Origin of the sequence: Pseudoalteromonas sp. S1650 (assembly GCF_005887195.1) — a bacterium.
Taxonomy (GTDB): domain Bacteria; phylum Pseudomonadota; class Gammaproteobacteria; order Enterobacterales; family Alteromonadaceae; genus Pseudoalteromonas; species Pseudoalteromonas simplex.
In genome coordinates this window covers 14635-29665 of the sequence record NZ_PNDF01000086.1, presented here as the reverse complement: position 1 = coordinate 29665, position 15031 = coordinate 14635, and the positions used below count along the sequence as shown (strand labels likewise).

The window sequence follows — 15031 nt, the reverse complement described above, 5'->3', positions numbered from 1 at the left end:
CTTAATGTTCCAAATTTAAAATATGTAGTTCAGTTGTTTAACGCACGACTGCTTCAATCGTTTGCTCTCAGTCTCATACCCTGAATTAACGTTATGAAACTGAGTAGGAGCAGTAAAAAATTTATTAATTGGCGAGTTTCAAACCAATAATGCCAAGGGCGATCAGTAGCAAGCTGGCTATTTTTAATAGACTTACGCCTTCAGCTAATAGTGTCATGCCTATTATTGCTGAGCCAATAACGCCGATACCAACCCAAACCGCATAAGCCAAACTAAGTGGTAATGATTTGAGCGCCACACTTAAGCAATAAAAGCTGGCAGCCATGGTTAAGATTGTAAAGAATGAAATGAGGGGTTTTGTAAAACCGTCTGATTGTTTTAAGCCATAAGCCCAAGCGACTTCAAGTAAGCCAGCAGCAATAAGTAGGATCCAATTCATGGTCGACCTCTTTATGGGGTCGTCCCCGAATTTAATTACAACTTTAAGGTCGTCCTTAAAGCGGTGTAGAACATCACCACACACGGCGCAATTTAGCACGCCCAAATTACCAAGGCAACTATAGCCATAAAAAAGCGAGCAATCTGCTCGCTTTTTTATACTTGGCTTTTATTCGTCGCCTATAAACTCACAGTTAGCGACCAATAATCAGTGCGCCACCTTGAGCTAATAAGTTTAAGGTTAACTTGCCACTGTTACTTACTGTGACTTGCTTAGTACCAGCGCTGCCATCTTTTTTATCAAACAACAGGGTGATTTTTTTACCCGCTAACATAGGTAAATCGATATCGAATTTTTTGGTTTTATTTTCACCATTCACGGCTGCTACCCACCATGTTTGTTGATGACGCCTTGCGATCGTTACATCTTGACCCGGTTGACCTGCAATATAACGTGTTTCATCCCATACCGTTGGCATCGCCTTTAAAGTATCAATAACAAATTGGGGTTGCTCTGCAAGGTTATTTGGCGTCAGCCCAAAATGTTGCACTGGTGATTGATAAAGCACACCTGTTGCCAGTTCAAATGTATCTGTGGTTTTACGAATAGTGCCGACTGTTTGATCTTGCGATAAGCGTTTGTTTAAAAACACAGGGGCAAAATCCATAGCGCCAATAGCATTACGAGTGAATGGTAAAATAGTCGCGTTATAGGCATGTAAATCTAACGAATTTTGATGAAAAACAAGGTTCTCCGATGCCAGTACCGCTTCAGAAGTGACGAAGTTAGGATACATTCTTTCCCAGCCACGCGGGATGGTGCTGCCATGAAAGGTGATCACTAAACCATACTGATTTGCATCTGTAAGAATATCTTCATACAGTTTAATGGTTTCTTGTTTATCACCACCAAAAAAGTCTACTTTCAGCCCTTTTACACCAATGCTTTGCAGCCACGCCATTTCATTTCGACGTGCAGGTGCACTGTTCATTCTATTTTGTGGGGTCTGTGGTGCATCATTCCACCAGCCATTTGAGTTGTACCACAAAATAACATCAACGCCCTTTCCATTGGCGTACTTAACCAATTCAGCCATTCTCTCGCGGCCAATGTTTTTATCCCACCAATTGTCGATTAATACATATTCAAAATTTAATGATGCAGCTAAGTCAATAAATTTGATTTGGTCATCGTAGTTGATACTTGGGTCTTGCCAAACAATCCAGCTCCATGTTGATCGACCCATTTTATAATTTTGACTTGCTTGATAAAGTGGTTTAACCAAATCAAATGCCACGGTTGATTCAACAATTGGTTTTAAACTTGTTCCTAACGTGATGGTACGCCAAGGTGTGGTTGCTGGCATTGCCATAGCGGCATAAGTTGCACCAATGCCATTGTTTTCACCGGCCTGAGGAAATGAAATACGATATACACCGTCTTTCGTGCCTTCGCTTAATTTTGAGCCAACATAATGGCTATCAACACCGGTTTCTGAAATTAAAAGCCAACCTTTATCGCTATTTTTAAATAATGCAGGAAAGGTATTACCCACGCCATTCGCTGACGGTGTTCCAAGGGCTTCGTTAAAGGTGTAAGGCTCTTCGTAACTTGGTTTTGTTTGCATCCAGCCCGTTTCAGGTAAGGCTTGTGGGCTTATAAATGTAGTTGCATTATCTGGTAGGTTAAAAGCACTGTATTCAGCTAACACCTTGATACGGGTATCTGTTTCAGCTCCCGATATCTGATAACGAAATGCAACATCGCTATCAGACACATTAAACTCGACGCCAAGTATTCTGCCGTCTTGGTTTTCAAATTGCGCTTTGAGTGTATTCGCTGTGTAATTTACGTCACTTACCTTCGCATTATGCAGTTTATAGCTTTCATTGACTGAAGCAGTTGTATGGCTTTTATATTTGAGGCTTTGTGAAAAATCACCTAGGTTGGTATTTAAACCAAGCTTTGATTGCTGCAAAAAAACCTGCTTGCCATAATTTACGCTATAAACAAGCTGGTTTTGTTGTTTTTCGAGTTTTACAGTTATTTGTCCATCAGGGCTTGTAACGCTAAGCGGTAATTGTGCGTGAGCAAGCATAGAGCTTGTGAGAAGTGATATATAGAGACTTAGTTTTATCATTGTTGTTATCCTTAAGCTGTAAAAGCATTAGGTGATATCATAATACAAATGTAAACTTTTTGTCACTCAAGTCTACAACTATAAGCTGTGATCGAAAAATGTACTCCATTCGTTAAATATTGTTACAGTTCCTAGGTTGTATATTTACGGCAAAAGGCTAAGCTTTAGATAAATAACAAAAACTTAAACAATTTATGAAACTATTAACAGTGTTCTTTTTATTCGCCTCATATCAAGCCCTTGCGGGTCTAACACCTGTTAGTTTTGAAAAAAATGGTGAAATCGTCACTGAAGAAGCGGTGCGTTTCAACGGCGGATACGGTTATAACCTAAGTGCCAAACATGTTTTAAAGCTCGTCACTTTAGATTGGCCTCCTTATATTGACGAAAACTTGTGTAACAAGGGCTGGCTCTATCAATTTACTGTCAGCTCACTTCTTGAAAAAGGTTATGGCATACACATTGGTTTCTACCCATGGGCGCGTGCCGTTAGAGAAGCTGAATTAGGGCGCGCTGATATTCTTTTTCCTGAGTACTTCATTGAAGATGATGTTGTATCAGATAATTTTCTTAGTAAAACTCGCAACAATTTACTTGCTTTAAGTCATGAAATACCTGGTGGAGATCTATCATTCGTGGCGTTAAAAGGAAATCAAATCCCTTTCAATGGTGATTTAAAATCAGTTGAGAATTTACCTATTGGTGTAGTCCGCTCTTATAAAAACACCAAAAAACTCGATGCTATGATTGATAATAAAGAAATCGATACAATCGTCGCAAATAATGAATACCAGTTAATCCATCTTCTACTAAGTAATCGAGTAAGTCTGATTGTGGCGGACCTTGAAGTTCTTAAAGCCAGTGTTTATAAGTCTGAATTATCAATTAGCGGCAAACGACAAATTTTAGAATCACTGGTCGCGCTAGAACCAAAGCTTGAATACAAACCGCTTTATTATTCTATTAGTAAATCAACGCCGCACTGGCAAAAAGTTTTACAAGATTTAAATGATGAAATTGAACTGATGCAACAAAGCGGCAAGTTTGATGAATATATTGAAAGAATGAAACAACAGTGCTACGGATCAGACAAAGCGGCGTAACCGCCGCTTTATTTTGATTATATCAGTACGCGATTGAGTACTACTCGGGCACTCTAACCCAGCCTTCCATCAACACACGCGCACTTCGGCTCATACTTGCTTTAGTGACTTGCCAATTGCCATCAACAAGTGTTGCAGCAGCGCCGACTTTTAAAGTGCCAGAAGGATGACCAAAGTTTACCTCTTGTCGCTCACCACCGCCTGCCGCAAGATTTACTAACGTTCCAGGTATGGCAGCTGCAGTACCTATTGCTACCGCAGCGGTGCCCATCATAGCATGGTGCAATTTACCCATCGACATAGCACGTACCACTAAATCAATATCGGTTTCATTTACAACTTTACCGCTTGATGCGTGATACGTTTTAGCAGGTGCAACCCAAGCTACTTTTGGCGTATGTTGGCGTGCCTTTGCTTCATCAATATGAGAAATTAGCCCCATTTTCAACGCCCCATAGGCACGAATCGTTTCTAACTTTTCAAGTGCCGATGCATCACCGTTAATAGCTTCTTGCAGCTCTGTGCCATCATAACCAACTTCACTGGCGTTAATGAAAACTGTCGGAATACCCGCATTGATCATCGTTGCAGACAACATACCAATACCCGGCACTTCTAGCTCATCGACTAAGTTACCTGTTGGGAATAAGGCCCCTTCGCCATCTGCAGGGTCCATAAATTCAAGTTTTACTTCAGCGGCTGGAAAGGTCACGCCATCAAGCTCAAAATCACCTGTTTCTTGCACTTCGCCTTTAGTAATTGGCACATGTACTATAATGGTTTTACTAATATTGACTTGCCAAACTTTAACTTCGACAACGCCGTTGTCTGGAATTTTGCTGGCATCAACAAGACCATTCGACACAGCAAAGGCCCCGACTGCTGAAGTTAAATTGCCACAGTTACCACTCCAATCAACGAACGCTTTATCGATAGCCACTTGACCAAATAGATAATCAACATCGTGATCAGGTTTCGCGCTTTTTGATAATATTACCGTCTTACTGGTACTCGAGGTTGCACCGCCCATACCATCAGTTTGTTTTTGGTAAGGATCGGGACTGCCAATCACACGTAATAACAGGTTATCGCGCGCCTCACCTGCCACTTGGGCAGGCTCAGGTAAATCAGTTAAGTTAAAGAACACCCCTTTACTGGTGCCGCCACGCATATAGGTCGCTGGCACCTTAATTTGTGGTTTAAATGCCATTGCTTAGTGCTCCTCAGATTCTAAGAAATCTTGCGCGAAACGTTGCAGTACACCACCCGCTGAATATATTGACACTTCTTCAGCTGTATCTAAACGGCACGTCATTGGTACTTCAACGATTTCACCATTGGCACGGGTAATAACTAATGTCAGTGTTGCGCCTGGTGTTGGCTCACCTTTAACACTAAAACTCTCACTACCATCAATACCTAGCGTAGTTCGCGTAGTACCTGCTTTAAACTCAAGCGGTAATACACCCATACCAATTAAGTTAGTGCGGTGAATACGCTCAAAGCCTTCTGCTGCAATCACTTGAACACCAGCTAAGCGAACACCTTTTGCAGCCCAGTCTCGTGACGAACCTTGACCATAATCGGCACCAGCTACAATGATAAGCGGTTGTTTGCGCTCCATGTAGGTTTCGATAGCTTCCCACATACGCGTCACTTTGCCTTCTGGTTCAATGCGAGCATATGAACCTTGCTTCACTTCACCATTTTCTTTAACCATTTCATTCAATAACTTAGGGTTAGCGAATGTAGCACGCTGTGCTGTTAAATGGTCACCTCGGTGAGTAGCATAGGAGTTAAAATCTTCTTCTGGGAGACCCATTTTAGCCAGGTATTCACCAGCAGCACTTGACGCTAAAATCGCATTCGAAGGTGATAAGTGGTCAGTAGTGATGTTGTCGCCCAACACAGCTAATGCACGCATATCACTCAGAGAGCGTTCACCCGCTAATGCACCTTCCCAATAAGGAGGACGGCGTATATAGGTACTTTGTGGACGCCATTGGTAAAGTGGATCGTTGTCTTCACCGTAATCTACACTTAAGTCAAACATTGGCTCGTAAACCTTTTTAAATTGTTCAGGTTTAACACTTTGTTTGATCACTGCATCAATTTCTTCATCTGATGGCCATAAATCCATAAGACGAATTTCGTTACCTTGTTGATCATGTCCTAATACATCTTTTTCGATATCAAAACGAATAGTACCGGCGATAGCATAAGCAACAACCAGCGGCGGTGAAGCTAAGAATGCTTGTTTAGCATAAGGATGAATACGACCATCGAAGTTACGGTTACCCGAAAGTACAGCGGTTGCGTATAAGTCGCGGTCAATCACTTCTTGCTGAATTTTTGGATCAAGCGCACCACTCATGCCGTTACAGGTTGTACATGCAAAGGCAACGATACCAAAGCCTAGTTGTTCAAGCTCAGGTAATAAGTTTGCTTCTTCTAAGTAAGACTTAACCGCTTTAGAACCCGGTGCCAGTGATGTTTTAACCCATGGCTTTCGAGTTAAACCTTTAGCGTTAGCATTACGCGCAAGTAAACCTGCAGCAATAACGTTACGAGGGTTACTGGTATTCGTACAACTTGTGATTGCAGCAATGATACAGGCACCATCTGGCATTAAGCCTTCTTCATTCTCAACAACGCCAGTGATACCCGCTTTATCAAGTTCGCTTGTTGCAACACGGCGATGTGGATTTGAAGGGCCCGCAATATTGCGACCAACTGATGATAAATCAAAGGTTAACACACGCTCATATTCTGCCGTTTTAAGGCTATCACTCCAAAGGCCAGTTTCTTTTGCGTAAGTTTCGACGAGTTTAACTTGCTCTTCTTCACGGCCTGTTAAACGTAGATAATCAAGCGTGTTGTCATCAATGTAAAACATCGCAGCTGTTGCGCCAAACTCCGGCGTCATATTAGAAATAGTTGCTCTATCGCCTAATGTAAGTGCATCGGCACCTTCGCCATAAAACTCAAGGTAGGTCGATACAACTCTTTCATTACGTAAAAATTCGGTGATCGCTAATACGATATCGGTTGCAGTAATACCCGGTTGTGGCTTGCCTTTAAGCTCGACACCCACAATATCAGGTAAACGCATGTAAGATGCACGGCCAAGCATCACGCTTTCAGCTTCAAGACCACCTACACCGACTGCAATAACACCTAATGCATCGACCATAGGTGTGTGGCTATCTGTACCAACTAATGTATCTGGGAATGCCACGCCGTCACGTTTTTGGATCACAGGCGACATTTTCTCTAAATTGATTTGATGCATTATGCCGTTACCCGGCGGGATCACATCAATATTTTTAAATGCTGTTTTCGTCCAATTAATAAAGTGGAATCGGTCATCGTTACGACGGTCTTCAATAGCACGATTTTTTTCAAATGCGTCAGGTTCAAAACCTGCGTGTTCAACCGCTAATGAGTGGTCAACAATTAACTGAGTTGGTACCACGGGGTTTACTTTTGCAGGATCGCCGCCTTTTGCAGCAATGGCATCACGTAGGCCTGCTAAATCAACTAACGCTGTTTGACCTAAGATATCGTGACACACAACGCGCGCAGGAAACCATGGAAAATCTAAATCACGCTTGCGGTTAATCAATTGCGACAGTGCATCATTTAGCATTTCAGGGTCACAACGACGAACTAAGTTTTCGGCAAGTACTCGCGATGTATAAGGAAGTGTGGCATAGCTGCCCGGTTTAATTGCATCAACAGCAGCGCGAGTATCAAAGTAATCAACGCCGGTGCCTGCTAATGGTTTTCTAAAATTTGTATTCATGATGATTCTACTTGTACTTGGTGACGGTGAACAAAGGTGGGCTGATTGTTTTTGTATTTATTTCGCCCCTTCATAAAGGGGTAGCCAAGCCACCCCTATCACTGATTTAATTAACGATTAACGCTCAGAAATTGGCGTGTAGCTACGCGCTTCTGGGCCAGTATAATCGGCACTTGGGCGAATAATACGGTTATTAGCACGTTGCTCTTTCACGTGTGCTGTCCAACCTGTTACACGGCTCATCACGAAAATTGGCGTAAATAACTTAGTTGGGATACCCATGAAGTGATACGCAGATGCATGGAAGAAATCAGCATTACAGAATAATTTCTTTTCACGCCACATAACTTCTTCACATCGAACAGATACAGGATATAGAACATCGTCACCCACTTCTGCAGCCAGCTTTTCTGACCATTTTTTGATGATCACGTTACGTGGATCTGATTCACGGTAAATAGCGTGACCAAAGCCCATGATCTTGTCTTTACGCTCAAGCATGCCCATCAGCGCATCTTCAGCTTGGTCTGCACTTGTAAAGCCTTCAATCATATCCATAGCCGCTTCGTTCGCACCACCATGCAGTGGACCACGTAAGCTACCAATTGCACCCGTTACACAAGAGTGAATATCAGACAATGTTGATGCACACACACGCGCAGTGAATGTTGATGCATTAAACTCATGCTCTGCATAAAGAATTAAAGACACATTCATTACTTGCTCAAACAGTGCTGATGGTGCTTCGTCATGTAATAAACGTAAGAAGTGTGCACCTACCGAATCATCATCTGTTTCAGTTTCAATACGAACGCCGTCATGGCTAAAACGATACCAGTAACAAATAATGCTTGGGAATACGGCAACCATGCGGTCAATCGCATCATTCGCCTCTGAGAAGTCTTGCTCCATTTCTAGGTTACCTAGCATTGAACAACCCGTACGCATTACATCCATTGGGTGCGCGTCTTTAGGAATGTTCTCAAGCACAGTTTTTAGTGCGTCAGGTAAACCACGAAGTGATTTTAGCTTTGCTTTATATTCAGTCAGCTCAGACTCTGTTGGTAATTCACCGCGCGACAGTAAAAAAGACACTTCTTCAAACTGCGCTTTATCTGCTAATTCACTAATATCATAACCACAATAAGTTAAACCTGAACCTGACTTACCTACTGTACACAGAGCTGTTTCACCTGCTACTTGACCACGTAAACCTGCGCCGCCTAATGCTTTATCTACCATGAGTGTTCTCCTTATATGTTGTCGTTATGATTTTTTAGCTGAGAAAAGGTTATCGAGTGTGTTTTCATATGAGTGATAATCTAAAAACTCATATAATTCCGCACGTGTTTGCATATTGTCTACTTGGCTTTGTTGCGAGCCTTCGCTAAGAATAGACGAATACACATTAAGTGCGGCTTTGTTCATCGCTCTAAATGCACTGAGTGGATAAAGTACAATTTCAACACCCACTTCACTTAATTGCTCAGTTGTATAAAGCGGTGTTTGACCAAATTCGGTGATGTTCGCAAGAATTGGCACATTTAACGCTTTAGCAAACGCTTGGTAATCTGCTAAATCATGTACCGCTTCTGCAAAGATAGCGTCTGCACCAGCTTCAACACACGCTGCTGCGCGGTCAATCGCGGCATTTAAGCCTTCTTTTTGGAATGCATCAGTACGCGCCATAATATAAAAATCACTGTCTGTTTTGGCATCAACCGCCGCTTTAATACGGTCAACCATTTCATCTTTAGACACGATCTCTTTATTAGGACGGTGACCACAACGTTTTTGTGCTACTTGGTCTTCAATATGGAAGCCCGCTGCGCCTGCTTTGGTCATTTCTTTAACGGTACGAGCAATATTAAAAGCACCGCCCCAACCTGTGTCAGCATCAACAAGAAGCGGTAAGTCGGTAGCGCTGGTGATTCGACGAATATCTTCAAGTACGTTATCAAGGCTAGTCATACCTAAATCTGGCATGCCGTATGATGCGTTAGCAACACCCGCACCTGAGAGGTAAAGTGCTTGGTGGCCTGTTTTTTCTGCCATCATTGCGCAGTACGCGTTGACAGTGCCAACCACTTGCAATGGCTTGTTGTTGGCGATTGCCTGTTTGAATTTTAATCCTGCTGACATTGGATAACTCCTATCTTTGAACGGTTTCAGCTCTTTGGCTAACTCTATTTTTTAAATCTAAATTGTGACTGTTTAACTACGGCGCTACTGATTTTTTGCTGCGAGTAAGTCAAACTTCGTCTGAATATTTGCCTGAGACGCACTAATATGGCGTTTCATAAGCATTTCGGCTAATTCACCGTCATGGTTTTCAATGGCATTAATAATAGCCAAGTGTTCATCAAACGCTTTTGATACACGTGGCCCAACCATCCCCATTTGTACACGGTACATACGAATTAACTGGTACAACTCATTACATAACAGATGAATTAAGTGTGCGTTTTTCGACCCTTTAATAATGCGATAATGAAAATCAAGGTCGCCCGCTTCTTGGTAGTATGATTCACCTTCTTTTACACGCTGTGTTTGTAAGTGCTGATTCAATAACTGTTTTAAACCCTGTACTTCTTCAGGTTCCATGTTGTCGGCAGCTAACCGACAAGCCAGCCCTTCTAAGGCACTACGAACCTGATAGACTTCGATTAAACGCTCGGCGGTTAGCGCAACAACACGACAACCGACATTCGCTTTACGCTCTACCAAATAACAGCTCTCTAAACGATTTAGTGCCTCACGTAAGGTGGCACGGCTTACACCATAGCGTTTAGCAAGTTCTGGCTCAGAAATTTTGCTACCCTGCTCGATGGTGCCTTGGACAATTTCACGACGCATGTCGACAAACACTTGGTCTGATGCTGTTGTTATCGTGATATCGTTGTAGTTATCGTTGGCTTTTTGCTCTGTCATAATAGGTCTATCAAAGTACTAAATTAAGATTGTCGACAATTTGTGCGTTCACTATGCGCCCTATCATTGAAACTGTCAACCTTGAGATCGGAAAAACAGACTAAAAAACCAACAAAATGTCGACATAAATTGATATTTATCAAAAATAATGGCTATAAAGAACATTTATATTAGCAATTTGTCGACACTTCAATATCGCTCTTAAAAAGCTAAAAATATCCCCTGATAGCGCTATAAATGGTATGATCCAGCTATTATTACGTGATGTGAGAGCCATTTAGTGGACGCTAATACATATATTCCTGACTCATTTATTGATGATGTAAAAAGCTACCTTCCTGAACATTTATCATTAGACGACTTTATTGCAGCCTGTCGCCGCCCACTAAGACGATCTGTTCGCGTAAATACATTAAAAATGTCAGTCGCTGAATTTCAGCGTCAATGTGCCAAAAAAGGATGGGAGTTAACAGCAATTCCATGGTGCGAAGAAGGGTTCTGGCTAACACGACCAAGCGACGAAGAAGCCGCCCTTGCAATCGGTAATACCGATTTACATTTAAGTGGTGCTATGTATGTGCAAGAAGCCAGCTCAATGTTACCGCCGGTAGCACTGAGAGCCGAAGTTAAGCAAAGCGACGCGGTACTCGATATGGCATCGGCACCAGGTTCAAAAACATCACAAATCGCCGCCATGATGGATAATAGTGGCGTGTTAGTGGCCAATGAGTTGTCATCGTCACGCTTAAAAGTATTGGCTGCAACCCTCAAACGTATGGGTGTGGGTAATTGTGCATTATCACATTTTGACGGTGTGATATTCGGGGATTACATGTATGAGTGCTTCGACAACATTTTGCTAGATGCCCCGTGTTCAGGTGAAGGCACGGTTCGTAAAGATGCAGACGCCCTAAAGAATTGGTCAATCGAATCTAATATTGATATTGCTGCTGTGCAAAAAGCCCTTATCAAAAGTGCCTTTTATGCCTTAAAACCAGGCGGCACATTAGTCTATTCGACCTGTACTTTAACACCCCTTGAAAACCAACAAGTGTGTGAGTATCTATTAGCAGAGTTCCCTGATTGCATCGAAGTACAACCGCTCGACAGCCTGTTTGATGGCGCAGACAAAGCGACAACCAGTGAAGGTTATTTGCATGTTTGGCCGCAAACTTACGACAGTGAAGGTTTCTTTATCGCTAAATTTAAAAAAATAGCGTCAAGCGATAACCCGAATCAAAAAGTTAAAAAAGGCGTATTTCCGTTTGCTGAGTTTGATAAAAAGCAAAGCCAAGCGTTTATGCAAACAATTAAAAAACAGTTCGGTCTAAAATCACTCAAAGGCACGTTAATGCAACGTGATAAAGAGCTTTGGTTGTTTCCTGATGGCTTTGATGAACTGCAAGATAAAATTAAATACTCACGTTTAGGTATTCAACTTGGTGTGATCCACAAAGGTGGTGTTCGCTTAACTCACGAGTTTGCCACTGTCTTTGGCCAAGATTGCGATAAAAATACCTTTGAGATGTCTGCTTGCCAAGCAAACGATTACTTTAACGGTAAAGATATTCGGCTCGAAAAACCAACGCAAGATAATGGTGAAGTAGTTTTAATGTTATGTGGTTGTCCGGTAGGCCTAGGTAAGTGGCAAAAGAATAAAATTAAGAACTCATTACCTCGTGATTTGGTCCAAAATGCCCAGTTGATAACTTGGGTATAAGTTGCGCATAAAGACTGTATAAATAAGGCGCTAATTTAGGTAAAAAGCTGTAACAGACTGATTTTAAACCAGTATAAAATTTGTACATTTACCGTGCAATTTCCTGTTGATTAACTACACTTAAAAGTACTTTCTACTTCTCCCTACTGAATTTAGAAGGTGTTTTTTATAGTTAGCGCAGGCTCACACGAGCCACCCCCTAAGCCCAGAACAATGCGGATTCGTTCTGGGCGTTTTTTTATTCTAATGTATTCGATTAATTATCGTTTAAATCGAATTCAGTTATTTGGTTATCAGCGTGAATAAGTTCATATTTAGCAAGTAAACCGTCATTGAGCTCAATTAAGCTGATAGCCGCATTACTGACCAAATACTTTTGTCCTTCGCCTTTGGTTTGATGTTTATCAACTTCCATTTGCCAACGTTTAGTGAAAAAGTTAAGTGGGCTTTTCGGGGCATATAAAATTGAGTCGAGTTTATCGAGTACATTAATAAGTTTGCGTGGGAACTCATTTTTAATACCACTGGCAGTCAACTGCCAAATTCGGTTTTTATGTTTACCAAAGCGCTTTTGCACTGAAAAACAAAATGAATAATGGACATCACCAGAGAGGATCAAGGTTTCTTTTGGCGTATCTTCACGGCGAAAAGTATCTAGCAGTTTTTTAGCAGAACCTTCATGGGCCATCCAGTTTTCAACATCAACCAACAATGGCTGCCCGCAAAAATTAAAAATAGCTTGGATTGCTTCAATCGATTTAACACCAAACACCGGTGCTGGAGATACAATAATCACTTTATCGTGAGACAATAAGCTTTCTTCTAATTCAATGAGCCTTTCCCAATCAAGTAAGCCTGATGGCTCATTGAAATTTTGCTCATTACGCCAGCGATGGGTTCGGGTATCGAGAACCACAACTTTGGGGATGGTATTAAGCTCGTAATGCCAATGGTTAAAATTGAGTATTAGCTTATCAAAGTCTTTAAAATGCCAGCTCTGTTGTTGCAGGCTTTGTTTAAAACTGGGTAATAAAGACAAAGTGTTATCACCTGCATCATTACCAATTCCTTGCATTAACCAATAACTAATCAGGCCATTATTTACAATACGACGGCTAGCTGGGTGCTGATAAATAGCCTGCTCCCACCCTGCTGTTAAGTTCCAATCATCGGTGACATCATGATCATCAAACATCATTAATGTCGACACATTGGCGAATAACCTTTCAACACTGTGAAGACCCTTTGCAAAGCCAACCAGTGCGTCCTTTTCAAGTTTAAATAGGTTAGCGTATTTAGGGGCTAATGCTGGGCATTCAATTGATTCAAACTCAATTAGCTGCCAAGTAACCGCACTGAAGTTTAATAAATAAAGCGCTATAAATTCTTGAAAATGAATTAAATGGTTTTCAGCTTTTAAGCTTGAGAAGTGTGGTTCATCTTTTTTAAGCCAATAACCAACACCAAATTTACTCCGTTTCTGCCAAGGTACTTTGGGTAAGTGTAAATGGCGCTGATAAAGTTGCTGCTCGAACCCTGCCGGTAAATCTAAATCAAGCGCTGGCTCTGAAAACACTCCAAACAAGCTAATCACTTTTTCAATCGCGAGCAGCATAGGCCCTGCGACATCATCCGCATATATTTGGTCGCCAGATAACAATAATAGGTCAGCACCAGCATTAAGTGACTGGCGCTGAACATTTTGCCAATTATCTGCAGCTACAAGGCTATCTTTTGCAGGGTGATGAGGGTTACGACACGAGCCATGAAGAATTCTATCGAGTCGATTGGGGATCACAAATGCCGGAGATTCGGCACGTTCATAGCAAAAAGACGACAAATCAAGGCTTTTATTTTCATCATGTAACGAATAATAGATCAGTGAATCAACTGCAAACTGGCCATTGACAGGCATGACATTGATGAAATTTAAGTAAAGCTGTTGCCCTAATTGGACGGACTCTAAGTTCGAGTATGTTTCAACTCCGCTAAACTCAATTCGGTAGTGGTAAGGCCTAGTTGTAACAAATTGAAAGCACACTCGCCCTGCATCTGCTCGGCGTACCATTGGCCCCATTACTAACTGAGGTAAATTCGATACGCCGTGCACCATTACGCCCTTTTAGCCTGATTAAACAACGAATAAAAGTTGTTAGTTGTTGCTTCAGCTAACTCGTTAAAAGTAAGCCCTTTTAACTCGGCGATGTAGTAAGCCACATCTTCAACATAGGCTGGTTGATTTGTTTTACCACGATATGGAACAGGCGCTAAATACGGTGAATCTGTTTCGATTAGTAAGCGATCTAGCGGAATTTGCTTTACAACGTCTTTTAACTCTACGGCATTTTTAAACGTAACAATGCCCGAAATCGAAATATAAAAGCCCATATCAATGGCTTTTTTGGCCATATCCCAGTTTTCTGTAAAGCAATGTAATACACCACCACAATTCTCAGCATTGTGGGCGCGCATTAAGTTAATGGTGTCTTCTCTAGCGTCTCGTGTATGAATAATAAGCGGTTTATTGAGCTCTTTAGCAACCTCGATATGACCAACAAAGCTTTCTTGCTGAACAATATGGGTGTCTTTTGAGTAATAGTAATCAAGACCCGTTTCGCCAATTGCCACCACTTTGTCGTGGCTTGCAAGTGAAATTAGCTTTTGCTTATCGAGTGCGTCTTTTTGATCAAGTGGATGCACACCACATGATGCAGAAACGTCTGGATAGTTCTTAATTTTATCCAGCATACTTGGGAATTGATCTAAAGTTACGCTTACACATAAAAAGTGTTCTACTTTCTTTGCACGAGCATTATCGAGTACTTGGTCTAAGTCTAAGTCGAGTTTATCGAAATCAAGCCTGTCTAAATGACAATGAGAATCTACAATCATG

The 15031-nt window shown here is 41.7% G+C and carries 11 protein-coding genes; 2 read left to right on the top strand and 9 right to left on the bottom strand.

Going from position 1 to position 15031, the window contains the following annotated elements:
* Positions 1-124: 124 nt before the first annotated feature.
* On the bottom strand, positions 125-439 hold the full coding sequence (locus CWB80_RS20015; protein WP_054554730.1) for a DMT family transporter: 315 nt from the start codon (positions 437-439) through the stop codon (positions 125-127).
* Between the two features lie 193 nt (positions 440-632).
* Entirely contained in the window at positions 633-2579 is a 1947-nt protein-coding gene (locus tag CWB80_RS20010; protein ID WP_138600119.1) for a glycoside hydrolase family 97 protein, read from the bottom strand.
* A 194-nt stretch (positions 2580-2773) separates the two neighbouring features.
* Here CWB80_RS20010 and CWB80_RS20005 point away from each other — a divergent pair, with 194 nt between their 5' ends.
* Positions 2774-3682: a substrate-binding periplasmic protein gene (locus CWB80_RS20005; RefSeq protein WP_138600118.1), complete on the top strand. Its 909-nt coding sequence runs from the start codon at positions 2774-2776 to the stop codon at positions 3680-3682.
* A gap of 40 nt (positions 3683-3722) precedes the next feature.
* On the opposite strand, the gene prpF is transcribed toward CWB80_RS20005, so the two are convergent.
* The 5 genes from prpF to CWB80_RS19980 form a co-directional block, all read right to left on the bottom strand.
* Complete coding sequence (prpF, locus tag CWB80_RS20000) at positions 3723-4892, bottom strand: 2-methylaconitate cis-trans isomerase PrpF (protein WP_138600117.1); 1170 nt, start codon at positions 4890-4892, stop codon at positions 3723-3725.
* Positions 4893-4895: 3 nt separating this feature from the next.
* On the bottom strand, positions 4896-7487 hold the full coding sequence (gene acnD, locus CWB80_RS19995) for a Fe/S-dependent 2-methylisocitrate dehydratase AcnD (RefSeq protein ID WP_138600116.1): 2592 nt from the start codon (positions 7485-7487) through the stop codon (positions 4896-4898).
* Positions 7488-7604: 117 nt separating this feature from the next.
* A complete protein-coding gene (gene prpC / locus CWB80_RS19990; protein WP_138600115.1) occupies positions 7605-8729 on the bottom strand; it encodes a bifunctional 2-methylcitrate synthase/citrate synthase in 1125 nt (374 codons plus the stop codon).
* Positions 8730-8753: 24 nt separating this feature from the next.
* On the bottom strand, positions 8754-9629 hold the full coding sequence (prpB, locus tag CWB80_RS19985; RefSeq protein ID WP_054554724.1) for a methylisocitrate lyase: 876 nt from the start codon (positions 9627-9629) through the stop codon (positions 8754-8756).
* A gap of 84 nt (positions 9630-9713) precedes the next feature.
* Positions 9714-10418, bottom strand: coding sequence for a GntR family transcriptional regulator (locus tag CWB80_RS19980; protein ID WP_054554723.1), 705 nt, complete (start codon positions 10416-10418; stop codon positions 9714-9716).
* Positions 10419-10698: 280 nt separating this feature from the next.
* Here CWB80_RS19980 and rsmF point away from each other — a divergent pair, with 280 nt between their 5' ends.
* Positions 10699-12138, top strand: coding sequence for a 16S rRNA (cytosine(1407)-C(5))-methyltransferase RsmF (gene rsmF, locus CWB80_RS19975; protein WP_138600114.1), 1440 nt, complete (start codon positions 10699-10701; stop codon positions 12136-12138).
* 256 nt (positions 12139-12394) lie between these two features.
* Here the strand turns inward: rsmF and CWB80_RS19970 are convergent, their stop codons facing one another.
* Both CWB80_RS19970 and CWB80_RS19965 read right to left on the bottom strand, forming a co-directional pair.
* Complete coding sequence (locus CWB80_RS19970) at positions 12395-14251, bottom strand: alkaline phosphatase D family protein (RefSeq protein ID WP_138600113.1); 1857 nt, start codon at positions 14249-14251, stop codon at positions 12395-12397.
* Positions 14251-15030 (bottom strand): TatD family hydrolase, encoded by a 780-nt coding sequence (locus CWB80_RS19965; RefSeq protein ID WP_138600112.1) that lies wholly within the window; start codon positions 15028-15030, stop codon positions 14251-14253. Before CWB80_RS19965 ends, CWB80_RS19970 begins: the two co-directional genes overlap by 1 nt.
* Between the last annotated feature and the right edge of the window lies 1 nt (position 15031).

Coding starts and splice junctions, on each gene's coding strand:
- CWB80_RS20015 (WP_054554730.1), bottom strand. CDS start 439: ATGAATTGGATCCTACTTATTGCTGCTGGCTTACTTGAAGTCGCTTGG.
- CWB80_RS20010 (WP_138600119.1), bottom strand. CDS start 2,579: ATGATAAAACTAAGTCTCTATATATCACTTCTCACAAGCTCTATGCTT.
- CWB80_RS20005 (WP_138600118.1), top strand. CDS start 2,774: ATGAAACTATTAACAGTGTTCTTTTTATTCGCCTCATATCAAGCCCTT.
- prpF (WP_138600117.1), bottom strand. CDS start 4,892: ATGGCATTTAAACCACAAATTAAGGTGCCAGCGACCTATATGCGTGGC.
- acnD (WP_138600116.1), bottom strand. CDS start 7,487: ATGAATACAAATTTTAGAAAACCATTAGCAGGCACCGGCGTTGATTAC.
- prpC (WP_138600115.1), bottom strand. CDS start 8,729: ATGGTAGATAAAGCATTAGGCGGCGCAGGTTTACGTGGTCAAGTAGCA.
- prpB (WP_054554724.1), bottom strand. CDS start 9,629: ATGTCAGCAGGATTAAAATTCAAACAGGCAATCGCCAACAACAAGCCA.
- CWB80_RS19980 (WP_054554723.1), bottom strand. CDS start 10,418: ATGACAGAGCAAAAAGCCAACGATAACTACAACGATATCACGATAACA.
- CWB80_RS19970 (WP_138600113.1), bottom strand. CDS start 14,251: ATGGTGCACGGCGTATCGAATTTACCTCAGTTAGTAATGGGGCCAATG.
- CWB80_RS19965 (WP_138600112.1), bottom strand. CDS start 15,030: ATGATTGTAGATTCTCATTGTCATTTAGACAGGCTTGATTTCGATAAA.